25 protein-coding genes and 1 pseudogene are annotated in these 25,874 nt (G+C 63.6%); 17 read left to right on the top strand and 9 right to left on the bottom strand.

Annotation, left to right across the window (positions count from 1 at the left end):
• Window positions 1-13: 13 nt before the first annotated feature.
• Complete coding sequence (locus STHERM_RS07355) at window positions 14-1,273, top strand: DUF1015 domain-containing protein (protein ID WP_257719901.1); 1,260 nt, start codon at window positions 14-16, stop codon at window positions 1,271-1,273.
• On the opposite strand, the gene STHERM_RS07360 is transcribed toward STHERM_RS07355, so the two are convergent.
• Entirely contained in the window at window positions 1,246-1,719 is a 474-nt protein-coding gene (locus STHERM_RS07360) for an FtsB family cell division protein (RefSeq protein ID WP_237223212.1), read from the bottom strand. The genes STHERM_RS07355 and STHERM_RS07360 overlap by 28 nt on opposite strands.
• A 158-nt stretch (window positions 1,720-1,877) precedes the next feature.
• Between STHERM_RS07360 and STHERM_RS07365 the strand changes: the two genes are divergently transcribed.
• From STHERM_RS07365 to STHERM_RS07385, 6 genes are read left to right on the top strand one after another with little or no spacing between them, the layout of a single operon-like run.
• Complete coding sequence (locus tag STHERM_RS07365) at window positions 1,878-4,505, top strand: hypothetical protein (RefSeq protein WP_013314260.1); 2,628 nt, start codon at window positions 1,878-1,880, stop codon at window positions 4,503-4,505.
• A 3-nt stretch (window positions 4,506-4,508) separates the two neighbouring features.
• On the top strand, window positions 4,509-5,561 hold the full coding sequence (locus tag STHERM_RS07370) for a hypothetical protein (RefSeq protein WP_013314261.1): 1,053 nt from the start codon (window positions 4,509-4,511) through the stop codon (window positions 5,559-5,561).
• 6 nt (window positions 5,562-5,567) lie between these two features.
• Window positions 5,568-6,536, top strand: coding sequence for a hypothetical protein (locus STHERM_RS11870; RefSeq protein ID WP_052295672.1), 969 nt, complete (start codon window positions 5,568-5,570; stop codon window positions 6,534-6,536).
• Complete coding sequence (locus STHERM_RS11875) at window positions 6,524-7,030, top strand: hypothetical protein (protein ID WP_052295673.1); 507 nt, start codon at window positions 6,524-6,526, stop codon at window positions 7,028-7,030. Before STHERM_RS11870 ends, STHERM_RS11875 begins: the two co-directional genes overlap by 13 nt.
• A complete protein-coding gene (locus STHERM_RS07380) occupies window positions 7,027-8,625 on the top strand; it encodes a 6-hydroxymethylpterin diphosphokinase MptE-like protein (RefSeq protein WP_013314263.1) in 1,599 nt (532 codons plus the stop codon). Before STHERM_RS11875 ends, STHERM_RS07380 begins: the two co-directional genes overlap by 4 nt.
• Before the next feature lie 56 nt (window positions 8,626-8,681).
• Window positions 8,682-9,278 (top strand): LysE family translocator, encoded by a 597-nt coding sequence (locus tag STHERM_RS07385; RefSeq protein ID WP_013314264.1) that lies wholly within the window; start codon window positions 8,682-8,684, stop codon window positions 9,276-9,278.
• A 117-nt stretch (window positions 9,279-9,395) separates the two neighbouring features.
• Here STHERM_RS07385 and rsgA read toward each other — a convergent pair.
• A pseudogene (rsgA, locus tag STHERM_RS11485) lies at window positions 9,396-9,848 on the bottom strand (GTPase RsgA); the annotation flags it as partial.
• 129 nt (window positions 9,849-9,977) lie between these two features.
• On the opposite strand from rsgA, the gene STHERM_RS07390 reads away from it, so the two are divergent.
• Together STHERM_RS07390 and STHERM_RS07395 are read left to right on the top strand one after the other, a co-directional pair.
• Window positions 9,978-10,355, top strand: coding sequence for a response regulator (locus STHERM_RS07390; RefSeq protein WP_013314266.1), 378 nt, complete (start codon window positions 9,978-9,980; stop codon window positions 10,353-10,355).
• Between the two features lie 51 nt (window positions 10,356-10,406).
• Entirely contained in the window at window positions 10,407-11,162 is a 756-nt protein-coding gene (locus STHERM_RS07395; protein ID WP_013314267.1) for a glycosyltransferase family 2 protein, read from the top strand.
• Here STHERM_RS07395 and STHERM_RS07400 read toward each other — a convergent pair.
• The 4 genes from STHERM_RS07400 to STHERM_RS07415 form a co-directional block, all read right to left on the bottom strand.
• Entirely contained in the window at window positions 11,159-12,388 is a 1,230-nt protein-coding gene (locus STHERM_RS07400) for a glycerol-3-phosphate acyltransferase (RefSeq protein WP_013314268.1), read from the bottom strand. The genes STHERM_RS07395 and STHERM_RS07400 overlap by 4 nt on opposite strands.
• A 110-nt stretch (window positions 12,389-12,498) precedes the next feature.
• Window positions 12,499-13,887: a dihydrolipoyl dehydrogenase gene (lpdA, locus tag STHERM_RS07405; RefSeq protein WP_013314269.1), complete on the bottom strand. Its 1,389-nt coding sequence runs from the start codon at window positions 13,885-13,887 to the stop codon at window positions 12,499-12,501.
• 93 nt (window positions 13,888-13,980) lie between these two features.
• A complete protein-coding gene (locus STHERM_RS07410; protein WP_013314270.1) occupies window positions 13,981-14,193 on the bottom strand; it encodes a hypothetical protein in 213 nt (70 codons plus the stop codon).
• The gene (locus STHERM_RS07415) at window positions 14,193-14,594 is read right to left on the bottom strand and encodes a cytochrome b5 domain-containing protein (RefSeq protein ID WP_013314271.1); all 402 of its coding nucleotides are present in this window, start codon (window positions 14,592-14,594) and stop codon (window positions 14,193-14,195) included. Before STHERM_RS07415 ends, STHERM_RS07410 begins: the two co-directional genes overlap by 1 nt.
• 184 nt (window positions 14,595-14,778) lie before the next feature.
• Here STHERM_RS07415 and STHERM_RS12560 point away from each other — a divergent pair, with 184 nt between their 5' ends.
• Window positions 14,779-14,907: a hypothetical protein gene (locus STHERM_RS12560; RefSeq protein ID WP_257719902.1), complete on the top strand. Its 129-nt coding sequence runs from the start codon at window positions 14,779-14,781 to the stop codon at window positions 14,905-14,907.
• A 103-nt stretch (window positions 14,908-15,010) separates the two neighbouring features.
• On the opposite strand, the gene STHERM_RS07420 is transcribed toward STHERM_RS12560, so the two are convergent.
• The gene (locus STHERM_RS07420; RefSeq protein WP_202795451.1) at window positions 15,011-16,930 is read right to left on the bottom strand and encodes a copper-translocating P-type ATPase; all 1,920 of its coding nucleotides are present in this window, start codon (window positions 16,928-16,930) and stop codon (window positions 15,011-15,013) included.
• A gap of 9 nt (window positions 16,931-16,939) precedes the next feature.
• On the opposite strand from STHERM_RS07420, the gene STHERM_RS12035 reads away from it, so the two are divergent.
• Window positions 16,940-17,317: a hypothetical protein gene (locus STHERM_RS12035; protein WP_237223214.1), complete on the top strand. Its 378-nt coding sequence runs from the start codon at window positions 16,940-16,942 to the stop codon at window positions 17,315-17,317.
• Window positions 17,318-17,331: 14 nt separating this feature from the next.
• On the opposite strand, the gene STHERM_RS07425 is transcribed toward STHERM_RS12035, so the two are convergent.
• Both STHERM_RS07425 and STHERM_RS07430 read right to left on the bottom strand, forming a co-directional pair.
• On the bottom strand, window positions 17,332-17,955 hold the full coding sequence (locus STHERM_RS07425; protein WP_013314273.1) for a class I SAM-dependent methyltransferase: 624 nt from the start codon (window positions 17,953-17,955) through the stop codon (window positions 17,332-17,334).
• Window positions 17,945-18,337 carry a DUF302 domain-containing protein gene (locus tag STHERM_RS07430; RefSeq protein ID WP_013314274.1) on the bottom strand — a complete coding sequence of 131 codons (393 nt, stop codon included), beginning with the start codon at window positions 18,335-18,337 and terminating at the stop codon, window positions 17,945-17,947. Before STHERM_RS07430 ends, STHERM_RS07425 begins: the two co-directional genes overlap by 11 nt.
• Before the next feature lie 139 nt (window positions 18,338-18,476).
• Between STHERM_RS07430 and STHERM_RS07435 the strand changes: the two genes are divergently transcribed.
• The 6 genes from STHERM_RS07435 to STHERM_RS07460 all read left to right on the top strand — a co-directional run bounded on the left by STHERM_RS07435 (window position 18,477) and on the right by STHERM_RS07460 (window position 25,822).
• A complete protein-coding gene (locus tag STHERM_RS07435; RefSeq protein ID WP_013314275.1) occupies window positions 18,477-18,770 on the top strand; it encodes a hypothetical protein in 294 nt (97 codons plus the stop codon).
• On the top strand, window positions 18,760-19,695 hold the full coding sequence (locus tag STHERM_RS07440) for a hypothetical protein (RefSeq protein ID WP_013314276.1): 936 nt from the start codon (window positions 18,760-18,762) through the stop codon (window positions 19,693-19,695). Before STHERM_RS07435 ends, STHERM_RS07440 begins: the two co-directional genes overlap by 11 nt.
• A gap of 47 nt (window positions 19,696-19,742) precedes the next feature.
• Entirely contained in the window at window positions 19,743-21,989 is a 2,247-nt protein-coding gene (locus STHERM_RS07445; RefSeq protein WP_013314277.1) for a methyltransferase domain-containing protein, read from the top strand.
• Window positions 21,990-22,082: 93 nt separating this feature from the next.
• Complete coding sequence (locus STHERM_RS12710) at window positions 22,083-22,733, top strand: SHOCT domain-containing protein (protein WP_013314278.1); 651 nt, start codon at window positions 22,083-22,085, stop codon at window positions 22,731-22,733.
• Between the two features lie 53 nt (window positions 22,734-22,786).
• Entirely contained in the window at window positions 22,787-23,242 is a 456-nt protein-coding gene (locus STHERM_RS07455) for a cation transporter (protein WP_013314279.1), read from the top strand.
• 117 nt (window positions 23,243-23,359) lie between these two features.
• Window positions 23,360-25,822: a heavy metal translocating P-type ATPase gene (locus STHERM_RS07460; protein WP_013314280.1), complete on the top strand. Its 2,463-nt coding sequence runs from the start codon at window positions 23,360-23,362 to the stop codon at window positions 25,820-25,822.
• Window positions 25,823-25,874: the final 52 nt, after the last annotated feature.

Here is a 25,874-nt window from a genome sequence, read left to right on the forward strand (position 1 = left end):
CTATTGTATGCGCATGAGCAAGAGCACATCGCCGGACGCACTTCCACGTCTCCCCCTCCTCCCCACCACCATCCTCCTCCCACGCGAGGACATCGACCTCCATCGCTGGGCCGTGATCGCCTGCGATCAGTTCACCTCCCAGCCCGAGTACTGGCGCGAGGTGGAGCGCATCGTCGGGGAGGCCCCCTCCACCCTCCACCTCATCCTCCCCGAAGTCCACCTGGACGAACCCGACCTCGAGGCGCGCATCGCCCGTATCCACCACACCATGCGCACCTATCTGGACTCCCGCCTCCTCCGCCCCCTCCCCCCCGGCGCCGTCCTCACCCGCCGCACCACCCCCTACGGCCGCACCAGAACCGGCCTCCTCCTCTCCGTGGACCTGGAGGCCTACTCCTACCAGGACCCCGCCTCCGCCTCTATCATCCCCACCGAAGCCACTGTCCCCGAGCGCATCCCCCCCCGCCTCCGCATCCGCCGCGGCGCCCCCCTCGAACTCCCCCACACCCTCCTCCTCGTCGACGACCGCCGTGCCCCCCTCATCGCCCCCCTCACCCCCCGCCGCACCCTCTACCACACCCCCCTCATGCTCGGAGGCGGCACCGTGACCGGCGCCTTCATCCCCGAGGAAGAGATCCTTCCCCACCTGGAACGCACCCTCCCCCTCCTCGCCGAGCAGGGCATCATCGCCGCCGTAGGAGACGGCAATCACTCCCTCGCCACGGCCAAAACCCTGTGGGAAGAACACCTACGTGCAGGCGCCCCACCCACCCACCCCGCCCGGTACAGCCTCGTGGAAGTGGTGAGCATCCACGACCCCGGCCTCGCCATAGAACCCATACACCGCATCCTCTTCGCCGCCCCCCTCCCCGCCCTTCTCGACCACCTCGCCCCCCACGCGACCACCCATCGCCCCATCTCACCCGACGACATCCCCACCCTTCTCCACACCCATCCCTCCTCCGCCGTCCTCTTCGACGGAACCCGGGCTCACCACCTCCTCCTCCCCACCCCCACCCTCCCCGTGGAGACCCTTCAACCCCTCCTCGACACCTTCCTCGAAGGGCACCCCGGGGTTCACATCGACTACACCCACGGCCTCACCCACACCATGGACCTCGCACCCCAAGGCACCGCCATCCTCCTCCCTCCCATCCCCCGGGAAACCATCTTCGAGGCACTCTCCCGCCGCACCGTACTCCCGAGAAAAAGCTTTTCACTCGGAGAACCAGAAGAGAAACGCTACTACCTCGAGGCCCGCTGCATCCTGTGAACCCCGTACGAAGCCCCCTCCCTCCTCCTCCGCTCGCCCGCCGGCACCACGAACCACGACAGCAGGAACACCAGCAACCCCACACTCACGGCCACCCCCCTGAGGAGGGGACGCACATCCCTCTCGGCACCCTGGAAGAAGATCACCGCCCCCGGACTCACCGGATCCTGCGGTACAGGAAGCCCCAGCACATCGATCACCCCCTCCCCCTCACCCACCAGGAGGAGCCGGCGGGCCTCCTTGCGCACCTCCTCCCTGGAAGAGAGGAGCCGCACCTGTTCCTGGAGCCTGTTCTGGATGAAAGAAAGCTCGCGGAGGTTCTCCTCCATCGCCCCCACCGCACGGGACACCCGGGCGTACGCCAGGAGCCCCTGGTTCCCGAAGAAGAGCGAGAGCGACAGATAGAGCACCACCGATACCCATACGGAGACCCACACGCGCCACATCATCACTTATCTTACGGTAGAAACCCGCAGAGACTTAATCTCGGAGCCGCATCCTGTGTTCCGCATTGACATTGCACACGCAGTGGCATACCATTATACTTAAATGGAGAGACCCTCATGCCGAAGATGAAAAAAACAGCCCCAGCACGGGAGAGTACATGACCGATCGGGACCGAGAAGATCTTCAACCCTCAGAAGACAACCTCGAAGAATACGGGGTCTGGGTGAAAGCCGGACCCGAGGACATCCCCGAAGACGCCTTCGACGAAGAGGAACTCGTCCTCCCCGAAGAGAGCGGCCTCACCGAGGAAGAAGAGGCCATCCTCTCCGAACTCGAGAACAGAGGCATAGAAGAAGGCACCGAATATCCCGAAATCGAAGGACTCTCCCTCGAAGGTGGAGCCCCCGGGGAAGAGACCTCGATCGAGGACCTCGAACCCCCCTTCGAAGAGCCCTCCGGCGAAGAGCCCTCTAGCGCCTCCCTCTCCGAACCCACGCTCGACGAAGACCTCCAGGCCTTTCCCTTCGAGGAGGAGGCAGGGGAGACCACCCTGGAGGCCTTCCCCTCCGGAGAGACGGAAGAGCCACTCTTCGAAGAGGAAACGACCCGGGAAACATCCGCGCTGGAAAAACCCTTGGAGGAACCCTCCGTCGAGGAGGCCCCCGAACCCTCTCTCGAAGAAGAAACCGGGGAAGAAGCCACACCGCACGTGGACCTCGAAGAATTCGAGATAGAAGAACTCGAGCCCGAAGAACCGTCCTCCTACGAAGAGCAGACCTTCTCCGGCGATCTCGAAGCCGGAGACTTCCTCGAGATCGATCTGGGAGAGGAAGAGGGCACCCCTCCGGAAGAGATCCGCGACGAAGCGGCCGTGGAGGAAATCCCCGTTTCCGACCTCCTCGCCGAAGAAGCCCTTCCCCCGGAGGAACCCCCGCAGCAAGAAGAGACCCCACCCTCACCGGAGGAGCAACCCTTCGGAGAACTCTCGGAGGAATCGCTCTCCCTCGAGGAGATCCCCTCCCCTGAAGAGGAGACACCCACACCTCCCCTCGAACCGGCCTCCGAATCCCTCCAGAGCGAGGAGCCCTCTGAAACCACCCTCTCCCTCGAAGAAATTCCGTCCGACTCATGGGGAGAGGAGCCTGCAGAAATCGAAGGGGGAACCCGGGCTGTGGAAGAGGAGGACCTCTCCTCACTCGAGCTCGAATCCGACCTGGACCTCTCGGAACTCCAGAAGGAAGCCGTCGAAGCATCGCCCTCCTCTCTCGAGGAACCCGGTGAGGGAGCACACCCCGAGGAAGCCCCCTCCATGGAGGAACCGTCCATCCCCCTCGAGGAATCTCCCGTGGCGGAAGAGACCTACGAGGAGTTCGAACCCATCCTCCCGCCTGAAGAAGCCGCACCCGAGGAACCCATCGTGGGCTCCGAACCCTTCGAATCCGCGGAACTTCCCGAGCTCCCCCCCGAAGAGGAGTTCAGCGACATCGCCGCGGTAGCCGAGGCCATGAGCGCCCCGCTGAGCGAGGAAGAGACACGGGAGACACCGGCGGAGCCCCACACCATGGCCCCGCCTGAAGTCTCTCCCGAAGAGAACCTCCTGAGCAGGATCGAGGAAGAACTCGCCGCCATAAAACAGGAACTCGCATCCCTCAAGGCGGAACTCTCCACCCTGAGGAGCACCTCGACGCCCGTCGCACCTCCGGAAGAAGAACCCTTCCCGGCCGTGGAAGAACCACAGGCAGGAGAGGAACCCTCCTCCATGGAGGAGACCGGCGCATTCCAGGAGATGGAAACCCCTTCCCGGGAGGAGGAAGCCGCCCTCCCCTCCGGAGGCGGATTCTTCGACGAAGAAGAGGAGGACGAGACCATCGCCCTCACCGGGGAAGAGCTCGAGAACATCCTCAACACCGCGGAAATCGAAGAGAAGGAAGAAGAGGGCCTCACCGGAGAAGAAGTGGAAGAACCTCTCTCCATGGACGAGGAAACACCGGAAACCGAGGACATCATAGAGGCGTACAACAAGGAACTCGAGGAATTCAGCACCGAAGAAATCCCCGAGGTGGAAGAGGAGATCCCACTCCCCTCCGAGGAGGAACTCGAAGAGATCTCCCTCGAGGAACTCGAGATGGAACCCTCCGAGGAAACAGAGGAAACGGAGGAACAGGCCCTGGAAGAAGAGGGCCCCTCCGAGACGGCCATCCCGCCCGCCGTGGAGGAGATCTCACTCGAGGAACTCGAGGCCGCCCCCATGGAGGAGGTGGCGCAAGAGGAGAGCGCGATAGAAGGACTCGAGGCGATCCCCGAAGAAGAGATGGAGCTCGAGATCACAGAGGAACCCGAAGAAGCGGAGGCCTACGGGGCCTATGAGGGAATCACCCCGGAAGAGGAGCCCGAAACCCCGCCCGAGGAGGAACTCGAACTCAGCATCGCACCTCGAGAAGAGACGGAAGAACCCGTCGAGGAACCCGAGGAGCTCCAGCCCGAAGAGGACCTCCTCCAGACTGCCGAACCCGTAGAGATGGAGCCATCCCTTCCGGAAGAAGTGGACATGGAAGAAGTCTCCCGGGTGGCGGAGGAGGCCTTCCAGAAGGAAGAGAGCGAGCGGGGCGCGGGGGGAGAGGGAACCGGACTCCCCGACACCTTGAAGGAGGAACTGAGGGCCGTCCTCTCCTACATGGACCAACTCCTCGAGGCCCTTCCCGAGGAAAAGATCCAGGAATTCGCCCGATCCCCCTATTTCGACACCTACAAGCGACTCTTCGAAGAGCTCGGTCTGGAGTCGTAACCGATGGGACTGCTCCACAAAGTGCAGACACTCAAAGAGCAACAGGGAGGTGGTGGACTCTACTCGAAGGCACGAGCCTATAGGGAAGGGGCCGCACGGCTCTCACCCCCCTCCCAAGACGAAAAAAAAAAGACGCCGCAGGCAGCCGCTCCGGGCCCCGGGGAATCGTCACCCCCAGGATTCCAGGACCAGCTGGAATACCTCATCCATACCCTCACCACCACCCCTGCATGCCTCCTCTACATTCATGAGACATTCCGTGCGCTCCTGCGTATCCTCAATCCCGAGAAGGCTGTGTGGTACGCTCCGGACCTCGCGGGGACGCGGTACCTCCCCTGGATCGTCCGGGGAGGGGAAGAACCTCCCGAGCTCTCACGGGACGAGGTGGTGGACCTCCTCACCTCCACCGATCCCTCGGAGGGACGTCCCGTACAGGAAAAGATCTTCCCGAAGACCAGCCCCTCCCGCATCCTTCTGCTCCCTTTCACGGAGCAACGGCTCTTCCTCCCCTTGAGTCTCGTGGTAATCGAGGGACCGAACAGGCCCCCTTCCCCTTCCGAGATCGGGACCCTCACGACCATACTCAGGGAACTGGGCACGCCACACATCCGGGACGTGCAACACCTCTTCCAGATCCTGGAGGAAGACCCACCTCTCGCCCTCCGAAAGGAAGACTGCGAGGAGCGGATCGCATCGATACTCGAAGAAGACCACGGCCCGCTCTCCCTCGCCACCCTCTCCCTCACCCCCCTCCAACAGAAACTGGACCTGAGCGTCCAGGACCTCTTCTACAGGAGAACCACAGGGTGCATCACGGCACTCGTGAACCGGCTCCTCAAGGACAAAGGGAACATCCTCGCCATCCATCGTGAGCACCTCCTCCTGGAAATCACAGGCGAGGACGTGGACGTGGAACTCGTGCTCCACCAGATATGGCACAGGCTCTGCCTCCAGATAGGAGGCGGACAGTGCACGGTGGCCCTCCAGGCACGTTGGACATCCCCCGCCGAAGGGGAGGCCCCCCCCGAGGCACTCTATACCCGACTCTTTTCATGAACGTCCATGGCTGAGAGACCCCGCCTCCACTCCGCCTATGATCCACGCAGGGAAGCACTCCGATTCATAGAGGCGCAGGAACCCCTCAGGAAGACACATCCCTCGTGCATACTCCTCCTCGGTGCAGGAGAGGGACATGTCTTCAATGCCATCAAGGAACGTTTCCCCGACATCCCGGTGATCCGTATATTCTACGATCCGGAGCCCGCCTCACAGGCCGAGGGGGCCGAACCGTTTTGGTATCCCGGCACTTCAGAGACAGTGGAGGGATTCCTCTCCCGGCACATTCACGACACCCTCGTCCCCGGCCTCGTGGTGCTGGAATGGCCCCCCTCCGCCAGGATATGGCCGGATACCTCCCGCACGATCAGGGACCTGGTAGCACAGTTCGTCAGGGAGAGGACAGGCACCATCCTCACTTCCCTCCATTCGGGGAGGCGGTGGCTCAGAAACCTGGTGCGGAACACCCTCATCTTCGACACCTACTATCTTCCCGAAACTCCCCCACCCGAGCTCCTCATTGCAGCATCGGGCCCCTCCCTCACCCCCCTCCTCCCCTCCCTCGCCCACACCCCCTACCACCTCTGGGCCCTCCCCTCCTCCCTCGCCGCCCTCTCCGCCCACCGCATCCGCCCCCACGCCGCCGTCGCCACCGACGGCTCCCCCTACGCCCGCCTCCACCTCTCCCACCTCCCACCCGACACCCCCTCTTCGCCCCCCTCACCGCCGCCCTCACCCCACACGCCAGACTCATCCCCCTCTCCCTCCACAGCCCACTCGAACAGACCCTCCTCTCCCTCCTCCCCCTCCCCCACATCCGCCTCAGCCCCCACGGCACCGTCGCCGGCACCGCCCTCCTCCTCGCTCTCTCCCTCGGCGCCACACGCATCCTCACGGCCGGACTCGACCTCGCCATCCTCCCCCCCTGGCAACACGTACGCCCCCACACCTTCGACCCCCTCGTGGAGACCGTAGCCACCCGCACCACCCCCCTCCTCCACCTCCGCCACACCCCCATCCTCCTCCACACCCGCCCCATCCCCGGAACCCCCTGGCACACCAGCGAATCCCTCACCACCTACGCCGGCTGGTTTGCCTCCCACCCCCCATCCCCCACCCACACCCTCATCCGCATCACCCCATCCCCCCACCACTTCCCCGGCTGGCAGGAAACCCCCACCCTCCCCGAGCCCACCACCGCACCCCACCCCCTCCACCTCACCCCACACCCCGCCCCACCCCTCACCACCCGCAGGCGGATCCTCCGAGACCTCCTCCACCTCCTCGAAGAACGCACCCTCCTCTCCCCCGACGACCCCCGCTTCACGGAACTCGGCTTCCTCCTGGGAGGCCCTCCCTTCAGGCACCTCCTCACCCCGCCCGTCACCCTTGAGAAAACCCGCACCTTCCGCGAGGAGGTCCGCACCTTCTTCCACATCCTCCGCCACACCTACGGACTCGAGACATGAACACCACGCTCGCCCGCAACCTCCAGGCCCTCGGCGCCAAAGACCCCTCCCTCGCCCGGCTCATCGCCCACACCCCACCACACCCCGGACTCACCCTCACCCGCACCCCGCACGGCGAGGCCGTCCCCACCCTTCCCACCCCCACAGGCATCCGGACCCTCCACTCACGCATCGACCCACACCGGGAAGCACGGCGCCTCATCGAAGCCCACCACCCCAGAGGCTGCTGCATCGTCCTCGGACTCGGCGCAGGCTACCACCTCACCGTCCTCCTCGACACCCCCGGGGTGCACCACATCCTCGTCCTCGAGCACGACCCCTCCCTCCTCGCCGCCCTCCTCTCCCTCATCGACCTCTCCCCGATCCTCGCCCACCCCCGCATCCACCTCCTCCTCGACCCCTCCCCGGACCTCCTCTCCCGGACCATAAGCCGCCTCTTCATCCCCTCGCTCGACCTCACCTACACCGTCATCCCCCTCCGATCCAGGACCCTCCTCCACCCGGACGCATTCGACCACCTCCTCACCACCACCCTCACCACGCTCGAGGCCATGCACACCGACTACGCCACCCAGGCACGCTTCGGCACCACCTGGATGCGCAACACCCTCCTCAACCTCCCCCACCTCACCCGAAACACCCCCCTCCCCCCTCTCCCTCCCCGCCTCGCCATCACCGGCGCAGGCCCCTCCCTCCTCCGCACCCTCCCCTCCCTCGCCCACCTCCCCACCCTCGCCTCCGACACCAGCCTCCCCCTCCTCCACCACCACGGCCTCACCCCCCTCCTCGCCGCGAGCATCGACTGCCAACCCTACACCCTCCTCCACTACACAGGCCTCCCAACCCCCACCTTCCCCGTGCTCCTCGACCTCGCCGCCCCCCCCTCCCTCGTCCGCACCCTCCCCTCTCCTCTCCTCGCCGCAGGCCCCCACCCCCTCCACCGATACCTCGCCGCACACCTCCCCCTCCCCTCCATCCCCTCCCACACCGGCAACGTGGCCGCCACCCTCACCCTCTTCGCCCTCTCCCACGGCGCCCGCGAGATCCTCCTGGCCGGCACCGACTTCGCCTACCCCCACCTCCTCCCCTACCCCCCCGGCACCTTCCTCTGGCCCTACCTCCTCTCACAGGGCACCCGCACCACCCCCCTCCTCACCGGCCTCCTCGGCCTCACCCTCACCCGCATCCACGGCACCGACGACCCACCAACCAGCCCCCTCCTCACCCACTACCGCACCACACTCCTCGCCTCCCTCGCCGAGGCAGGCTGCACGGTGGAAGCGACAGCCCCGGGCACCTTCCGCATCACCGCCCCCGCCTCCCCCACCCACCCCCTCCCCCCACCGCCTGCACCACAGGCCATCTCCCAGACCATCACCACCTACAGGGCCTCGCTCGACGACCTCCCACCCCTCTTCTCGCGCCTCCAGTTCGACACCCTCCCGGACGAGGCACGCACCCTCTGGACCACCCTCCTCCCCCTTCTCGCCTCGATAGAGCGCCGTACCCCCGGACTTCCCCTCGAGGAAGCGAGCCGCCAGACCCTCACCACCGCCATCCACCTCCTGGATCACCTCCCCTTCCCCCCACGCTGACATACCCACCTCTTCATGATATAACCTCCCTCACACCCTCACGATCAGGAGACCTCATGGACCTCATCGCCACGACGACCTTCGTGCTCATAACCAGCCTCACCCCGGGACCGAACAACATAAGCAGTGCATCCATGGCACTCTCGCACGGGTACCGGAACACCCTGCCCTATCTCTTGGGTATCAGCACAGGATTCTTCATCTTACTCACGATCGCCTCCCTCCTCTCCACCCTCATCCTGCAGCACCTCTCCTGGATCGAGGTCCCCATCTCCCTCCTCGGCGGGCTCTACATCCTGTGGCTCGCCGTTCACATCCTGAAGGCCCAGTACGACGTGGAAACCAAACCCCACCCCCCGCTCGGATTCCCCTCCGGACTCCTCCTCCAGTTCGTAAACCCCAAAGGCCTCATCTACGCCCTTGCCCTCCACACCACCTTCCTGAGAAACCTCCCAAAGACCATCCCCTGGCCCCTCACCTCATCCCTCCTCCTCGCCTTCATCACCTTCCTCTCAGTCTCCCTGTGGGCGTTGGGAGGAAGCGCCATCCGCACCCGCATGAGCAACGAGCGGGCGAGACTCGCCCTCAACATCACCCTCGCCGTACTCCTCGCCTCCACCGCCCTCTCCCTCTGGATTCACGCCCTGCGATGAGGGGCCCGGACCCTCACCCCAGGGGGATGAAGAGTCCAGGTGCCCTCTCAGCGTGGCTCCGAAGTATCCCTGCTCTTTCCTCACCCTGAGGTAGTTCTCATAGGCGGCCCTCTCGGTCACATGCGTCCCCTTCTTCGTATGCTCACTCACCGCCCCGGTCTTCATCCTTGCCCGGCAGGCGAGGTTGTTCACCAGCGTCGACTTCCCGACCCCGGACGAGCCGAGCATGCAGTACGTCTTGGTCCTCTTCAGGAGTCGCATCAGGTCCCCATACCCCCGACGTGTGGTGTTGCTTATCGCCACGAGGGGGATCTCCCCGAGACGCCGCCGTACCTGCCCCGTGACCTCTTCCACCCGCATCCCGGATACCGTATCCACCTTGCTCAACACGACGATCGGTTCCACCCCGGCGGAGCGGCAGACGGCGAGGTACCGCTCGAGTCTGTTGGGATTGAAATCCCGGATCACGCCACGAAATGCGCCGAGGTAGTGGGCACCGCCGCCAGACTCGCAGCAGAACTTCTCCTGGAAGAAGAGGGCTCGGCGTGAAGAAATACTTTGACATCTCATCAAAACCGGAGTAAAATGAAGTCGAACAAGGAGTAAGGAGGAGTATACCAAATATGTCAAGGCGTCAGTCTTCCCTCCCGGAGGGGAGAGGAAAGAGTCCGGCTTTATTCGGTTACCGTGGGTGAGGGGATGAAAGACTCACGCGAATCTCCCCGCATCCTCGTGGTGGAAGACGAACTCCTCGTGGGCCTCGCGATCAAGGAGATGCTCAAAGAGGCAGGCTATCACGCGGAAGGCCCGGTCGCCGCTCCCGATGAGGTACGGTCCCTCGTGGCAGCCCTCACACCCCACGTGGTCATCATGGACCTCAACCTGGGCGGTCACTTCGAGGGGATCGACCTGGGCAGGGAGCTCATCCAGCAGGGGATCCCCGTCATCTTCATCACAGGGTATGCGAACGAGCCCATCCTCCAGAAGGTGAAGGCCCTCAATCCCCGGGCACTCCTCATAAAGCCCCTCACCCCCCAGCAGGTCCTTCACGCGGTAGAGGTGGTCAAAGCCGGGTAGGCACACGTTTCCCTTGCCCCGCACCCACACGATCTGATAGACTCACACACTATGCGAGATACCCATCCCTCATCTGAGACCGGCACGGAGGGGCGGACGAGGCCCCTCTTCTTCTCCGTCATCATCCCGGCCTACAACGAGGAACGATACATCGCGAAGACCCTCACCCATCTTTCCCGGGAAGACTACCCACAGGAGTGCCTCGAGGTCATCATCGTGGAAAACGGCTCATCGGATCGCACGAGGGAGGTGGTGGAAGAGACCGCCCTCCCCCACTGGCGCATCCTCCACGTGGCACAGCACGGGGTCTCCCGGGCCAAGAACGCTGGGATCGCGGCATGCGCGCCCCAGGCGGACTGGGTCATCTTCCTCGATGCGGACACCTACCCGCTCCCCGGCTTCCTTCGGGAACTCAACGAGTTCCTCCTCTCACACCGCACCGACAACCCGGCCTGCGGCATGGTGCGGCTGCGACCCTGGCCCGAGACGCCCAAGGCACGGGCCTGGTACGCCTTCTACAACTTCGCCAACAGGGTCACGCGCACCACGCGTTCCATCCAGATCGTGCGGCGCGACATCCTCCGCGAGGTGCGGTTCGACGAGGCACTCGCCTTCGGCGAGGACACCAGGCTCCTGGCGGCCTGCAAGAAGCGGGGCAGGTACTTCTACCTCCCCACGGACCAGGTCTTCTCCTCCACCCGACGGTTCGAGAAGCGGGGCTGGGTGAGGCAGCTCTTCACGTGGATCTACCTCCACTTCCTTCCCTACGAGCTCAAGAAACGCGCCTCCTACCCGGCCCTTCGCTAGAGGAACCTGAGGGCAAGGGCCATGAGGACGCCCGAGACCACAGAGACGCTGAAATTATCGTCCACCTGGCCGGGAAGGGCCTCGACCACCGCGGCGCTCAGGGCCCCCACCACGAGCACGTGCAGGGGCAGGGCCCCGCTTACCCAAAGGAAGAATCCCACGCCCAGCGCCGCTGCGAGGAAGCCGAGCGTGCCCTCGAGGGTCTTCGAGGAACGCCTGAAGAGCACCAGCCTGCCGAAGTTGATCCCCACGATCTTGCCGAACATGTCCCCAAGGGCCACGAAACCCACCGCGGCGTAGGCCACGTACCGGTCGAAGAGCAGGAAGCACAGGAGGATCCCGAACAGGAAGGTGGTGATGGAAGAGATGCGGCCCTCCTCCTTCTTCTTGAAGATCTTAAGGTCCGTGGCGATCTCCATCTGGAGCCGCTCTTCCATCACGGGGAGGAGGAGCCTGAGGAGGTCGAGGACGAAGAAGAGGCCCAGCACGAGCCCGAGGAGCAGGTAGACGAGCCAGCGGCCCACGAAGAGATCGATGGGGATGAAGACGAGGGCGAGGGGACGGGCGAGCACACGCCAGGAGGTGCTCTTCTCGGGATAGAGGGCGATCCCGTCACGGCCGAGGTTCTTCGCCGCCTCGTACGAGATCATGCCCAACAGCACCCAGACCACGGCGAGTGAGAGCAGGTCCTCCACATGGAGGGCGAGCCAGAGGCCTGTCATGGGGAGGATGGTGACCGCGAAGAGGTCGCCGCTCCCATGGGTGGCGAGCAGGAAGATGAGGGCGTAGAGCCCCGCAAAGGCGAAGAAGGCCACGCTCTCCATCGGTGGGACACCGGTCACCAGGAGCATGGCAAAGAGGAAGAGGAAGAGCCCCACCGTGGCGGCGATGCCTCGTCCGCCCTTGAACCCCAGGTAGAAGGGATACTTGTGGCCCAGGATGGCGCAGAAGCCCGCCAGATACGCGAGCGGAAGGGGGAGGCGGAAGAGGCTGTAGGCTGCGTAGAGGGCGATGAGGGGCTTGGTGACATCGTAGAGTGCGGTCACGATCCCGTAGGCGAGCCCCATGCTTCGGGCCGCGTTCACCACTCCCGGATTGCCGTCGCCCACGGTGCGGATGTCCGTGCCCCTGAACCCGAGCGAGAGGAAGTAGGCCGGGAGGAACGAACCGAGGAGGTAGCCCGTGAGGAGGGAGAGGAAGATACGGCCGGAGTAGAGAAGATCCATGGCAGACTCCTTGTGCGGTCTCTCCACAAGTGGTACCCCACATCGTGCGATCTGTCAAGAAAAAACCCTCCCCACCGGGGAGGGCACAAGATGTCCGAACGGGTACCAGGCTAGACGTGGATGGCCCAGCCCTGGGCCATGCGGGCCGCCTCCATGACCCCCTCCGAGAGGGAGGGATGGGCATGGACCATGTGGGAGATGTCGTCGAGGAGGAGCTCGCTCCGCTTCGCGAGGAGGAGCTCGTGGACGAGCTCGGTCGCCTCAGGTCCCACGATGAAGGCACCCAGGATCTCCTCGGTCTCAGGATCGTAGAGGAGCTTCACGAACCCGTCCGCCTCTCCCACGGCCACCGCCTTGCCCACTCCCCTGAAGGGGAAGACCGCGGTCTTGTAGGAGAGACCCTTCTCCTTCGCCTCCTTCTCGGTGAGGCCAAACCCGGCCACCTGCGGCTCGGTGTACACCGCGGAGGGAATCTCCTCCTGGGGCAACACCTTCTCCTTGGGCCTGCCCGCCATGTGGAGCACCGCGATCTCGCCCTCCTTGGAGGCCACGTGGGCAAGCTGCGGCGTAGGCAGGATGTCGCCGATGGCGTACACCCCTTCCACCGCCGTCTGGTAGTAGTCGCCCACCTTCACGAAGCCCCGCTCATCGAGCTGCACGCCTATCTCCTCGAGGCCGATGCCCCTGGTGTTGGGGGCGCGGCCTATGGAGACGAGGAGCTTCTCCGCTGCAAGCTCCCGGCTCCCCTCGGGGCCCTCCACCGTGAGGGTCACCCCCGCGTCGGTCTTCTTGAGGGCGGTGGCCTTCGTGGAGGTGAGGATGGTGATCCCCCGCTTCGCAAACTCCTTCACGAGCACCTCGACCACCTCGTGGTCCATGAAGGGCAGGACCTGATCGAGCATCTCCACCACCGTCACCTCTACCCCGAAGCTGTTGAAGATATAGGCGAACTCCATCCCCACCGCTCCGCCGCCCAGGATGATGATGCGCGGGGGCAGGTCCTTGAGCATGAGGGCACCCGTGGACGAGAGCACCACCTCCTCGTCGATCTCGAAGCCGGGGATGCTCCGGGGCGAGGAGCCCGTGGCCACGAGGATGTATTTTCCGGTGTAGCGGGCATCACCCACACGCACGGTGTGGGGATCCTCCAGCACCCCTTCCCCTGTGATCACATCCACCTTGTTCTTCTTGAGGAGGAATTGCACCCCCTTGCTGAGCCTGTCCGCCACCTGTCGCGAGTAGGAGAAGACCTTCTCGTAGTCGAACCCGGAGGTATCCACCTTCACCCCGGTGCGGGAGAGGGTCTCCTGCGCCTGGCGGTAGAGGGTGGCCATGTGGATGAGGGCCTTCGAGGGGATGCATCCTATGTTGAGGCAGACGCCGCCGAGCTTGTCCTTCTCCACCACCGCGGTCTTGAGGCCGAGCTGGGACGCCCGTATGGCAGCCACGTACCCCCCGGGACCGCTTCCCAGGACCACGAGATCATATTGATAGGACATAGAACCTCCTGTCTCGGTGTTTGTGTAAAGGTACTCCGTTACGTCCCAAGGGACAAGCAGTCGCCCCTCGCCTCCTTCTTCGACCAGGAAGAACTAGAGGTACGCCCCCAGGGCGAGGAGTCCGTGGAGGAGCGCGAGGAGGAGGGTGAGCTTCCCCATCCGCATGTGCCACGTGAGGGGGATCTTCCGTCTCCGCGCCGCATAGGCGAATCCCACGGTGATGATGAGGGAGAGGATACTCACCACGCCCAGCCAGAAGATGAGGGGTTTACCCAGAATGGGGTAGTAGGCGATCGAGAGGAACATCAGCGCGTCTCCTCTTCCTTGAGGTAGCCTACCAGGTAGGTCTCCAGGAGGGCCCGCGCCCTCTCGGAGTGGGGCGTGCCCGAGCCCATGGGTCTGGTCTCGAAGAGCTCGGTGGCATCCGTGCCGCAGCCTTCGAGTATGGCCTTGCCTCCCGGATGCCGGGCCACGAACTCGGTGAGGTCGTAGACCTTGCCGTGGATCACCATCCAGCACTCACCGGCCTCGGCGCGCCGGGCCACCTCCTCCATGGTGTAAAAGGGAAGGTCTGCCGGCGAGGGGGAGGCCGCCTCGGGCCGGGGGCTCGGCTCCGCACCCTCTCTTGCGCCGAGGGCCGTGAGTAGGGCCCCTCCGGAGAGGATGACAAGTCCAAAGAGGATGAGCACTATCGGTACCCGTCTCATGAACGCTCCTTCATACGAGGATTCACTAGTAAAATATATCCTTTCTGCAAAAAATATCCAGTATTTCAGTAAGATTTACGGACCATAGTTCCACGGCATCCGATCACGCGATCTCGTGAGGGGATTCACACGCTGGAAGAATTCCTCTACTGTGGAGCAGTCGGACACGCCATAGGAGGGGACCATGACCGGCAACGGGTACTTCGACGAAGTGGCCTCTCAGTGGGATGCCATGGAAGACGAAACCTGCTGCGCGGCCTGCGGGTGCGGGAGCGCCTCGGTGAGCATCTTCGCGGCCTACGGCGTGAAGTGAGGCCCTCGGTGCTCCCCGTGCCTCGGTTCCCCCTCTCAACGGGGGATGGAGGAGAGTACACCTGTGGGCGACCCTTGTCTGCCCCCAGGCCACTCCCGGCCGATCAACGCCTCACCCTGAGGAAGCTCGCATTGACGGCCACGATCACCGTACTCAGCGACATGAGGGCCGCCCCCACGGCAGGTGAGAGGAGGAGGCCGGTGAGAGGATACAGGACCCCTGCAGCAAGGGGAATCGCCACCACGTTGTAGCCTGTTGCCCAGAGGAGGTTCTGCACCATCTTCCGATAGGTGGCCCGTCCGAACTCTATGAGGGCCGCCACGTCCGCCGGGCTGTCGTGTACCAGGATGATATCGGCAGTCTCTGCAGCTATGTCCGTGCCGGAACCGATCGCGATCCCCACATCCGCTTGGGCGAGCGCCGGGGCGTCGTTGATCCCGTCTCCGGTCATGGCGACGAACTCGCCCTTGGCCTGGAGTTCCTTCACCTTCTCCTGCTTCTCATGGGGAAGGACCTCGGCGAACACCCCATCGAGACCCAGTTCCTTCGCCACCGCCTCCGCCACCTTTCTGTTGTCGCCGGTGAGCATCCAGCACCGTATCCCCTTCTTCTGGAGTGTGCGTACCGCCTCACGAGACTCCGGCCGTATCCTGTCGGCGAGCACAACGGCCCCTCGCACCTTCCCCTCCTCCACCACGTAGACCAGCGTGCCTATGTGGGAACCCTCGGTCTCGGGAACCGTGTACCCCCCCTCCTCGAGGGCGCGACGGCTGAGGAGGGCGATCCTCCTCCCGTTCACCACGCCCTCAACCCCCTCGCCCTTCCTCACGGAGAAGTCCTCCACAGGGAGAGGCGCAAGGCCCCTCTTCTCGGCCTCCTCCACTATCCCCCGCGCCACCGGGTGCTCGGAATTGCGCTCGAGCGAGGCCGCCAGGGTGAGCAGCTCCTCTTCGGATCCCACAAAGGCCGCCGCCCCTGCCACACCGAACCTCCCCTCGGTGAGGGTGCCGGTCTTGTCGAAGACCACGGTGGAGATCTTCCTCGCGTTCTCAAATGCCGTGCGGTTCCGTATGAGAAGCCCGTTGCGGGCCGAAAGTGAAGTAGAGACCGCCACCACCAGGGGTACGGCGAGCCCCAGGGCGTGGGGGCAGGTGATGACCATCACCGTGACCATCCGCTCGATGGCAGCAGCGAGATCCCCTGTGAAGACCATCCAGAGCACAAAGGTGAGGGATCCCGCCCCTATGGCGATGAAGGTGAGCCACTGCGCCGCCCTATCGGCGAGCCGCTGGGTCTTCGACTTGGTCCGCTGCGCCTCTTCGACGAGGTGGATCACCTTTTGGAGATAGGAGTCCTCGCCCGTACCGGTGATGCGCACCGTGAGCACGCCATCTCCGTTCACCGAACCACCTATCACCCCATCCCCAGGTCCCTTCTTCACCGGCACGGACTCCCCTGTGAGCATGGACTCGTTCACATAGCTGGTCCCCTTCACCACTTCACCATCCGCAGGGATCTTCTCCCCCGCCTTCACGAGTACCAGATCACCAGCGGCAAGCTCGGAGGTACGCACGTCCACCACCTCCTCCCCCTCCACCTTGTGGGCGGTGTCAGGCAGGAGTTGGGCGAGCTTCTCCAGCGCACGTGAGGCCCCGAGTACGGAGGCCATCTCGATCCAATGGCCCAGGAGCATCACGTCGATGAGGGTGGCGAGCTCCCAGAAAAAGAACTTTCCGGAAAGCCCAAAGACCACCGCGGTGCTGTACACATAGGCCACCGAGATGGCGAGGGCGATGAGGGTCATCATCCCGGGTTGTCTGCGCTGAATCTCGTCTCGTCCCCCTACAAGGAAGGGCCACCCGCCGTAGAAGAAGACAAGGCTCGAGAGGGCCCACAGGAGGTACTCCTGAACGGGAAGGTCGAAAGAGAAACCGAAGACCTCCTGAATGAGGGGCGAGAGGGCCAGTATGGGAAGGGTGAGGAGAAGCGAGACGAAGAACCTCCTCCTGAAGTCGCGGATCATGGCCTTGTGATGTTCCGCATGATCGTGCCCCCCGTGGTGCTCATGTCCATGGTGGGCGTGCCCGGCCTCTCCGGAGTGCCCTGTATGGTGCTCATGGTGTGCGTGCCCGGTCTCTCCGGTGACCCCCCCGTGGTGCTCATGGTCCTCGTGCCCCTCATGGTGGGGAGGGTGATTGCCATGGGGGGAGTGCGTCGGGGCCGATCCGTGATCGTGCCGATGGGACGCGGGAGCATCCTCGTGAAGGGAGCCCATTCCGCCCCTCGAATGGGGAGATTCCTCAGGAGCCGGTACGAGGGGCGTCCCGTCCATAGGACACACCCCTTCCTGCTCGAAGGTCATACCACAGGTAGGACATCGATAACGGGTCATACGTTCCTCCCTTCATGATAGATAGGCCTCCTTCAAGGGAGAGCGCACACAAAGCGTCTGAAGACATCAACAAGGCCGAGGATCTCGTCTCTCTCGAGCGCGAGTCCTGCCTTCAGGATGTTGCCCCTGGTATCCCTGTTCACGTTGAATCCAAAGAGGCTCCTCGTGAGAGGATTGTGGAGGTGCTCCCAGAATGCGATGAGGGGGTGTCTGCTGAGCACATGCTCGAGGAAGATGAGCCTCCCCCCTGGCTTGAGCACCCGGACAGCCTCTCTCAGGGCCCTCACCGGGTCCGGGATGGAACAGAGGACGAACGTCCCCACCACAAAATCGAAGGTAGCAGGGGGAAACGAGAGCTCCTGTGCGTCCATCTCGAGCAGGGTGACCTCACGGGACAGTTTTTCGGCACGGGCCTTTGCGCGTTCGAGCATCTTCGGGCTGAGATCGATCCCCACGAGCTCCACCCCCTCGGGATAGTAGGGGAGGTTCTTTCCCGTGCCCACCCCTATCTCCAGCACCTTCCCCGAGACCTGTGAGAGGGTCTCGCGCCGCCAGGGGGCGAAGAGCCGTTCCTCCACCCACGCCTCCACCCTGTCGTAGAACCGGGCGAACCTGTCGTACCTGCGTCGCGTACGCGCGGTAGCCCTATCCGACATGCTCGATCACCCGCGCGAGCTTCTCCTCCACCTGGGATGCCACCTCGAGGAGGCGTGGGTTCCCCACTACCTCCATGGCCCTGGTGGGCCGTATGGCCGCCACCACGGTGTGACCTTCCTTTCGATACACCACCACATTGCAGGGGAGCATGAGCCCGATGTCCTCTTCCAGCGAGAGGGCCTCGTGGGCGAGAGGCGGGTTGCACGCCCCGAGAATCACGTAGGGCTCCACCTCTTTTCCGAGCTTGGCCCTGAGCGTGGCCTGCACGTCGATCTCACAGAGGATGCCGAACCCTTCGCGGGAGAGGGCCTCCTTCACCGCCTCACAGGCCTCGTGGACCCCACTCGCAACCGTCTTCTTCATGGCATAGGGAGTATCCATGGAACAAGTATACTGCACGCAATGACGGCTGTCAAAATTACTGCTGGTCCCGAGGCGCTATCCTAAAGAAAATTTGTAACTTTCGCCTTCTTACATGTTTTTAGAAACAAAGTATTTTGATCATATTAGGAGGTTCCACATGGCCCCCCACACCCATTCCTCTCCTTCCCATCCACACCGTCATCCCTGGTGGATGATGGCGCTCTGTGTGCTTCCCATGGCGCTTCTGGGAGGGGTCTTTCTCCTCGCTCCCTCATCCCTCGATCGGGGATGGCTGCTCACGCTCTTCCTTCTCCTCTGTCCCCTCCTCCACCTCGGCATGATCCCCCTTATGGTGCGTCACAACGAGGAGGAAGGGGCCCGCACGGACACTCCTCAAAAAGAGGAGAAGCCCCTGCTCCTCGAATACCATGGAGGATCTCATGACGAGTAAGGGGAAGGGCCTGCTTCTCGGACTCCTCGGGACGTGGGGGCTCCTCGTCCTGTACGGCCTCACGCTGCTCCTGCTGGAGGGGCCCGAGGCCGCCCTCCAACTCTTCCTCGCCCGCTGGTGGTGGATACTCCTCATCTCCATCACCTTTGGGGTTCAGGTGGGCCTCATAGGATACATGCGCGCCTATGTGAGGAACACGAAAACCCCCTTCACCGGAGGAGTGGCAGCCTCGGGAACCATCTCCACAGGGAGCATGCTCGCCTGCTGTGCCCACCACCTCACGGATCTTCTCCCCTTTCTGGGCATCTCGGGGGTCTCCGTGTTTCTCACCCGCTACCAGGTGCCGCTCCTCCTCGTGGCCCTTATCGCCAATATCTTCGGAATCGTCCACATGTTGAGTGTCATCCAGCAGGCACGGCTCTACGATGAAGGCGGAGTGCTCCAGCGGATCTTCCGCTGGCGGATGAGGCCTCTTCGAAACGCGATCCTTGCGGTCTCCCTCATCCTTCTCCCGTTAGGATTTCTCTTCGGGGCGGAGGAGAGGCCGGATCTCCCCTTCACCGCTGAACGGAAGATCGTACTCGAACCACAGACAAAGGAGTTGAGCGGGGTCGCCATCACCGTGAAACCCCTCCCCTTCATCTGGGAGGATGACCTCTCATTCGAGGTCTCCTTCGACACCCACGTAGGTTCCCTCGACTTCGACCCCCGGGAGATCGCCGTGCTTCAGGATGAAGGCGGGAGAAGGTATCGCGCCCATACCTGGGAAGGGAGTCCTCCGGGAGGACACCATAGACGAGGGAGGCTCATCTTCCCACGACTGAGCACACCAAGCGCGCATCTGGAGCTCACCATCACCGATGTGTATGGAGATCCACTCCTCACGTTCCTGTGGGAGATAGAAGGAAGCCAGGAGACACCTTGAGTGATCATGCCTCCATTCCCACCCATCATTTCACCAAGGAGCACTCGATGACAACTGTGAAGAAGTCCATGGCACGTCTTTTCTCGATAAGCCTTACCGTCCTCATGACCGAAGTACTCTACACGCGTGTATTCTCCTTCTTCTTTGCCCCCAACTATGTCTACGTGATCGTGTCTCTCGCCATCTCAGGACTGGGTATCGGCGCCTATCTCTCCTTCAAGGCGCACGCGCTGGTGGAACACGTAAAGGCATGGACCAGTCTCGCATGGCCCCTTCTCCTGGGATTGTTCCTCCTCCTCTCCTATCTCTTCCAGTCGGCCCCTCTCCTCCTCGCAGTGGCTCTCCTCCAGTTCATCCTCTTAGGCTCGGCGTCCGCCAGGATCTATCGTCTCGCTCCCGGTCGCTACGGCCTCCTCTATGCAGCCGACCTGCTAGGTGCGGGGGTTGGGGCACTCGGAGCTACTGCCTCCATGGAAGCCCTGGGGATCATGACAAGTGTGGGACTCCTCCCCATCCTGGGGGCGATAGGCCTCCTCGAGACCCGGCGTCCACCCGTTCTCCTCGCAGGAGGGATCCTGGGTATCGGACTCCTCGCCCTGTCCACAGTACTCCCCCCACCCGGGCTCCACGACAGGGTAAAGTCTATGAGTGTCTTCCTCACGGAGCGCGGCTACCAGCTCGAGGCGACGAGGTGGAAGTCCTTCGGAAGGGTGGATGTCCTCAAGGCACCGGATGGGAGCAGGGCCATGTTCATAGACGGCAACTCGGGGACCCTCATGGTGAGGTATCCAGAACGTATGGGAGAGCACTCGGCCCTGGAGACCATGAGAAAGGTGAATCCCGGGGTGACGTGGCCCCTTTCCGTACTCCCAGATCTAGAGAAGGATCATGCCCTCGTGATAGGGAGCGGAGGGGGCGTGGATGTGACCTCACTTCTCTCCCTCGGATTCTCCCGCGTGACCGCGGTGGAGATGAATCCTCTCTTCATCGCATTCACAAAGGAGTACAGCGCGTTCAACGGGGCTCTCTACACCTCTCATCCCCAGGTGAGACTCGTTCAGGATGAGGCACGTCATTTTCTTCTCACGTCTGACGAGAAGTACGACGTGATCGTGATCTCCATGGCCCTCATCAATTCACTCAGGGGAATGCACACCATCGCGATGGCAGAAGACTATCTCTTCACAAAGGAGGCCTTCGACACCTACCTGCGGCGCCTGAAGCCGGGTGGGTTCCTCCTCATCGTGGGACACAACGCGGTAGAGCTCATGAGGATACTCGTCACCTCCCTTGAGTCCCTGAGACAACACGCGGGAAGCGTGGAAGCTGCGATGCAACAGGTAGCGGTGCTCTCCCTTGGTGGTCATCACCCTATCCTTCTCATCAGACAGGGAAGGCTCACCAGAGAAGAGACACTGAGCCTGGAGCGGCTCGTCCATGTATTCTCCCCCCAGGGGGCGCCTCCAGGATTGAGCTACCTGCCCGACCGCTCCATGACGCACCCCGTCGTCACCCCTGAGGGGAAGACGCTCCTCGTGCCCATGTACACCCCCGGGCTCCAGCACCTCGCTCACGGCCACGTAGCCCTGAGGCAGTTGGTGGAGGCCTCTCCCTCCAGGATCGATCCGGTCACCGACGACCGTCCCTTTCTCTACTATTTCGATCAAGGTGTTCGACCTGAAATGCTCATACCTCTTCTCCTGGGAGTGGCCCTCCTCGTCCGCTTCTCGTGGAGGCTCCCTGCGGGGCGCGGGACAGGTTTTGCGCCATTCCCCCTCATTGGCCTCTCCTTCCTCGTAGTGGAGATGTTCTTCATACAGCGCGTGGGATTCCTCTTCGGCCAGGGTTCCCTCGTCCTCTCGCTCATCCTCACAGGAATCCTCTTCTCCACCGGGTTGGGAAGCCTCCTCACAAGGACATGGAGATGCCGCACGCGGATCCTCACAGGCAGCCTGGGGACCCTCACAGGTCTTCTCGCCATCATCGTCCTCGACGATCTTCTCTTTGGAGCTGTCCGGGGCACACTCACCACCGTGCTGGTCTCCCTCCTCACCATAGCCCAGTTCGGCTTCATGGGGATGCTCTTCCCCGCCTTGCTCGACCGTGTAGGATCACGCCTCGCGCCTGAGGCCATCGCCCTCAACAGTGCGGGGAGCATGATCGCAGGGGGGGTAGGCCTCCTGTTCGCAGTACAGTGGGGATTCAGCTCCCTTCTCTTCCTCGCCGCCGGGGGATACCTGGGTGCAGCGCTTTTTGGGTTATCAAGTAAGGATTTGAGAAAAGATGCTTCATGAAATCTGACAATTTTTGTATGCAAGCGTGTAACATTTTATGGCTTTCCTTGTTTTCTATTGTAGATTTTAGTATCATATATCCATGGAGGACGTATGAAACGATGGCTTTTGATAGGGGTGGTGCTCTTCTCCCCCCTTCTGGGGATGGCGGCCGATGAGGAGGGGCACGAGGGCCTCAGTGTGGAGGCGGTGCTCCAGGAGATCATGGCCTCCCAGGGGGTAGAGCGGATTCAGGACGTGGATCCCGACAGGGTGGCGCCTGAGCTCCTCGAGGAGCTGGGCGATGCGGTGATGGAAGAGGCACACCCCGGCGAGGCGCACGAGATCATGGATGCCATGATGGGGGGCGAGGGTTCGGAGAGCCTCGCCGTCATCCACAGGGCCATGGGCTACCGCTACCTGGTGGCACTGGTGAACGGCAGGGAGGATGTCTGGGGCTGGGGCATGATGGGCCCTGGCATGATGGGGGCCGGTATGGGCCCCTGGATGATGTACGGATGGGCCGGGGGCCAGCCCGGCACCTTCTGGTACAGATACGGAGGTATCATCATGATGATCTTTGGATTTCTCATCCTTGCGGGCATTATCGCCGCACTCATCGTGCTCGTCCAGCAGAATCGGGGTATCTTCCGATCGCTGGGAGGGCAGGAGGATCCTCTCTCGGTGCTCAAGGCTCGTCTCGCGAGGGGCGAGATCACCGAGGAGGAGTACGAACGTCTGAAGAGCCGCATCCTCTCCTCCTAAAGACATCCTCTCCTCGCTAAAGAGAGGGGCGGCGCTCTCCGGAGGAGGCGCGTATGGCAGGACTTTTTTCGTCACTCAAAGAGGGCCTACGGCGCTGGATCGACTCCCTCGCGAGGGAGAATACCCGGACCTTCGGGACTGCCGGTACCCTGGACTGCTGCAACCTCCCCGGCAAGCAGCCGGGCTCCTCTTCTGCGGCAAAGAAGAGGAGGCTCCCTACGGAGGAGGCGGCAGTCCCTGCAGGTGAGTACGACGAGTACCTGCAGGCATACCAATCCATTACCACGGGAGGTTCCGGGATGGCGACGACCATACGCCTCATGATCGAAGGCATGACGTGTGACCACTGCGTCATGTCGGTGAAGAGTGCCCTCGTGAAGCAGGAGGGCGTGAAGGATGCGAAGGTAAGGATAGGAAGTGCAGAGGTGGAGGTAGAGGGGCAGGTGGATCCACAGGCCCTGGTGAAGGCGGTGGAAGAGGCGGGTTACACGGCGAAGATCGCCTCGTGAGTGAAGGGGCGCGCTCGCGCCCCTTTTTCGATGAGAGAGGCCCTCCCGGGTGACGGGAGGGAGTTGTCTGTGTATCTTTGTCTGTATCTTACTTGAATATCATGTGAAGGAGTGGTCATGGCCGAACGAACGAGAGAGATGAGAGGGGTGCGGCCCCTTGTGCTCGATATAGAGGGGATGAGTTGCACCTCGTGCGCCCAGCGGGTGAAGAAGGCGCTCTTCTCCCGCGAGGGCGTGCGGGAGGCCGAGGTGGACTTTCCGTCCCACAGGGCCAAGGTGGTGGTGGAAGGGGCGGTTGCCATGGAGGAGCTCCTCAAGGCGGTGGAGGAGGCAGGCTACCGCGCCCGGCTCGCAGAGGTGGGAGAGGTGGCGGTGAAGACCTACCGGGTGGAGGGGATGAGCTGCACCTCGTGCGCCCAGCGGGTGAAGCGGGCCCTCGAGAAGGTGGAGGGTGTGCAGGAGGCCGAGGTCTCCTTTGCCTCGGGCGAGGCGCGGGTGGTGCTGGAGGAGGAGGTACCGGACGAGGTGCTCGCCCACGCGGTGGAGGAGGCGGGCTACAGGCTCCTGTGGGAAGAGGAGGAGGATGCCGAGGAGCGGTACCTCAGGCAGGAACGGCGCAGGCTTCTCGCGGCATGGCTGCTCACCGGTCCTGTGGCCGTGCTCATGGTGATGAGGATGTTCTTTGGGCTCTCACTTCTGCCCGGGGAGCTCACCTCCTGGCTGGAGCTGGGGATCGGAGGGGTGGTGGTGCTCGGTCTGGGGTGGCCTATCCTCAGGTCCACGTGGTACGCCTTCAGACACCTCTCGTTCACCATGGATTCGCTCATCGGTATAGGGGCCCTCGCCTCGCTCGCCACAGGTGTGCTCCGCAAGGCGGGGGTGGAGATAGAGGACTTCTCCCTGGTGGGGGCTATGATCCTCTCCATCCACCTCATCGGCAACTACCTCAAGCTGGTGGCCACCGGGAGGGCTTCACAGGCGATACGGCGTCTCCTCGAGCTGGGGGCCAAGGTGGCCCACCGGATCCGGGAGGACGGGCAGATCGAGGACGTGCCGGTACAGGCCCTCAGGAAGGGAGACCTGGTGCTCGTACGGCCGGGCGAGAAGATCCCCTCCGACGGGGTGATCGTGGAGGGGCATACCGCGGTGGACGAGTCGATCGCCACCGGTGAGTCGGTGCCGGTGGACAGGGGACCGGGGGATCAGGTGATAGGGGCCACGGTGAACCAGCAGGGGGCGATCACGGTGCGTATCGAGAAGGTGGGCAAGGAGACCTTCCTCTCGCAGGTGGCCCGGATGGTGCAGGAGGCGCAGGCGAGCAAGGTGCCCATCCAGGAGTTCGCCGACAGGGTGACGGCGGTGTTCGTGCCGGTGGTGCTCTCGATCTCTGCCGCCACCTTCGTGGTGTGGCTCCTCTTCCCCGAGGCGCTCGGCGAGGTGGTGCGCTGGGCGGCGGGCTTCCTCCCATGGGTGGATCCCTCGCGGGGAGTGGTGTCCATGGCCCTCTTCGCCGCCATCGCCACCCTGGTGATCGCATGTCCGTGCGCCCTGGGACTCGCCACGCCCACGGCCCTCATGGTGGGTATGGGGCTGGGGGCCGAGCACGGGATCCTGATACGAAGCGGCAAGGCCATCCAGATCGCCCAGAGCGTGCAGGATGTGGTCTTCGACAAGACCGGGACACTCACCGAGGGGAAGCCCCGGGTGGTGGGCGTGTGGGCGCCGGGGGGCGAGGAGGAGCTCGCGCGGCTCCTGTCGGCGGTGGAGTCGGCTTCGGAGCACCCGCTCGCGCGCGCGGTGTGCGCGTGGGCGGAGGAGCGCGGGGCCGGGGGTGCGCAGGCGCAGGGGGTGGAGGCGGTGCCGGGCAAGGGGGTGCGCGGCGTGGTGGGGGGGAGCGTGGTCCTGGCCGGGAGGCAGGAGTGGCTGGAGGAGGAGGGGGTGGCGACGGAGGGCTTCGCGGGGGAGGCGGAGGCGGCCTACGGTAGGGGCGAGACCGTGGTGTGGGTGGCGCAGGACGGGAGCCTCGTGGGGCTCGTGAGCCTGGCGGATACGCTCAAGCCCTCCTCGAAGGAGGCGGTGGAGGCCCTGAAGGAGCTCGGGATCCGCTGCATCATGCTCACCGGCGACAACGAGCGGGCGGCCCGGGCCATCGCCTCCCAGGTGGGGATCGACGAGGTGCGCGCCCGGCTCCTGCCCCAGGACAAGATCAGGGTCATCAGGGAGCTTCAGGCTCAGGGCCGGGTGGTGGCCATGGTGGGAGACGGGATCAACGATGCCCCCGCCCTCACCCAGGCGGATGTGGGGATCGCCATCGGCACGGGTACCGACATCGCCATAGAGTCGGCGGACATCACCCTGGTCTCGGAGAACATGCTGGGAGTGCCGCGGGCCATCGGGCTCTCGCGCGCCACGTTCCGCAAGATCCGGCAGAACCTCTTCTGGGCCTTCTTCTACAACGTGATCGCCATACCCATCGCGGTACTGGGGCTGCTCCACCCCGTGATCGCAGAGATCGCCATGGCGATAAGCTCGGTGAACGTGGTCACCAACTCGCTGCGACTGAGACGGGTGCGGCTGTAACGGGAAAACGCCTCCAGGAAAGAGAGGGGCACAGCGCCCCTCTCTTTTTTAC

The sequence above is a fragment of the Spirochaeta thermophila DSM 6192 genome (assembly GCF_000147075.1).
Lineage (GTDB): Bacteria > Spirochaetota > Spirochaetia > Winmispirales > Winmispiraceae > Winmispira > Winmispira thermophila_A.

Bases quoted from the DNA above. Each gene is read 5' to 3' on its own strand.
- STHERM_RS07420 (WP_202795451.1), bottom strand. From the start codon at position 16,930: ATGATCCGCGACTTCAGGAGGAGGTTCTTCGTCTCGCTTCTCCTCACC.
- STHERM_RS12035 (WP_237223214.1), top strand. From the start codon at position 16,940: ATGTTCCGCATGATCGTGCCCCCCGTGGTGCTCATGTCCATGGTGGGC.
- STHERM_RS07370 (WP_013314261.1), top strand. From the start codon at position 4,509: ATGGGACTGCTCCACAAAGTGCAGACACTCAAAGAGCAACAGGGAGGT.
- STHERM_RS07415 (WP_013314271.1), bottom strand. From the start codon at position 14,594: ATGAGACGGGTACCGATAGTGCTCATCCTCTTTGGACTTGTCATCCTC.
- STHERM_RS07355 (WP_257719901.1), top strand. From the start codon at position 14: ATGAGCAAGAGCACATCGCCGGACGCACTTCCACGTCTCCCCCTCCTC.
- STHERM_RS07430 (WP_013314274.1), bottom strand. From the start codon at position 18,337: ATGGATACTCCCTATGCCATGAAGAAGACGGTTGCGAGTGGGGTCCAC.
- STHERM_RS07435 (WP_013314275.1), top strand. From the start codon at position 18,477: ATGGCCCCCCACACCCATTCCTCTCCTTCCCATCCACACCGTCATCCC.
- STHERM_RS07410 (WP_013314270.1), bottom strand. From the start codon at position 14,193: ATGTTCCTCTCGATCGCCTACTACCCCATTCTGGGTAAACCCCTCATC.
- STHERM_RS07390 (WP_013314266.1), top strand. From the start codon at position 9,978: ATGAAAGACTCACGCGAATCTCCCCGCATCCTCGTGGTGGAAGACGAA.
- STHERM_RS11870 (WP_052295672.1), top strand. From the start codon at position 5,568: ATGGCTGAGAGACCCCGCCTCCACTCCGCCTATGATCCACGCAGGGAA.
- STHERM_RS07385 (WP_013314264.1), top strand. From the start codon at position 8,682: ATGGACCTCATCGCCACGACGACCTTCGTGCTCATAACCAGCCTCACC.
- STHERM_RS07365 (WP_013314260.1), top strand. From the start codon at position 1,878: ATGACCGATCGGGACCGAGAAGATCTTCAACCCTCAGAAGACAACCTC.
- lpdA (WP_013314269.1), bottom strand. From the start codon at position 13,887: ATGTCCTATCAATATGATCTCGTGGTCCTGGGAAGCGGTCCCGGGGGG.
- STHERM_RS07460 (WP_013314280.1), top strand. From the start codon at position 23,360: ATGGCCGAACGAACGAGAGAGATGAGAGGGGTGCGGCCCCTTGTGCTC.
- STHERM_RS07425 (WP_013314273.1), bottom strand. From the start codon at position 17,955: ATGTCGGATAGGGCTACCGCGCGTACGCGACGCAGGTACGACAGGTTC.
- STHERM_RS07445 (WP_013314277.1), top strand. From the start codon at position 19,743: ATGACAACTGTGAAGAAGTCCATGGCACGTCTTTTCTCGATAAGCCTT.
- STHERM_RS07360 (WP_237223212.1), bottom strand. From the start codon at position 1,719: ATGTGGCGCGTGTGGGTCTCCGTATGGGTATCGGTGGTGCTCTATCTG.
- STHERM_RS12560 (WP_257719902.1), top strand. From the start codon at position 14,779: ATGACCGGCAACGGGTACTTCGACGAAGTGGCCTCTCAGTGGGATGCC.
- STHERM_RS07400 (WP_013314268.1), bottom strand. From the start codon at position 12,388: ATGGATCTTCTCTACTCCGGCCGTATCTTCCTCTCCCTCCTCACGGGC.
- STHERM_RS07380 (WP_013314263.1), top strand. From the start codon at position 7,027: ATGAACACCACGCTCGCCCGCAACCTCCAGGCCCTCGGCGCCAAAGAC.
- STHERM_RS07395 (WP_013314267.1), top strand. From the start codon at position 10,407: ATGCGAGATACCCATCCCTCATCTGAGACCGGCACGGAGGGGCGGACG.
- STHERM_RS07455 (WP_013314279.1), top strand. From the start codon at position 22,787: ATGGCAGGACTTTTTTCGTCACTCAAAGAGGGCCTACGGCGCTGGATC.
- STHERM_RS12710 (WP_013314278.1), top strand. From the start codon at position 22,083: ATGAAACGATGGCTTTTGATAGGGGTGGTGCTCTTCTCCCCCCTTCTG.
- STHERM_RS07440 (WP_013314276.1), top strand. From the start codon at position 18,760: ATGACGAGTAAGGGGAAGGGCCTGCTTCTCGGACTCCTCGGGACGTGG.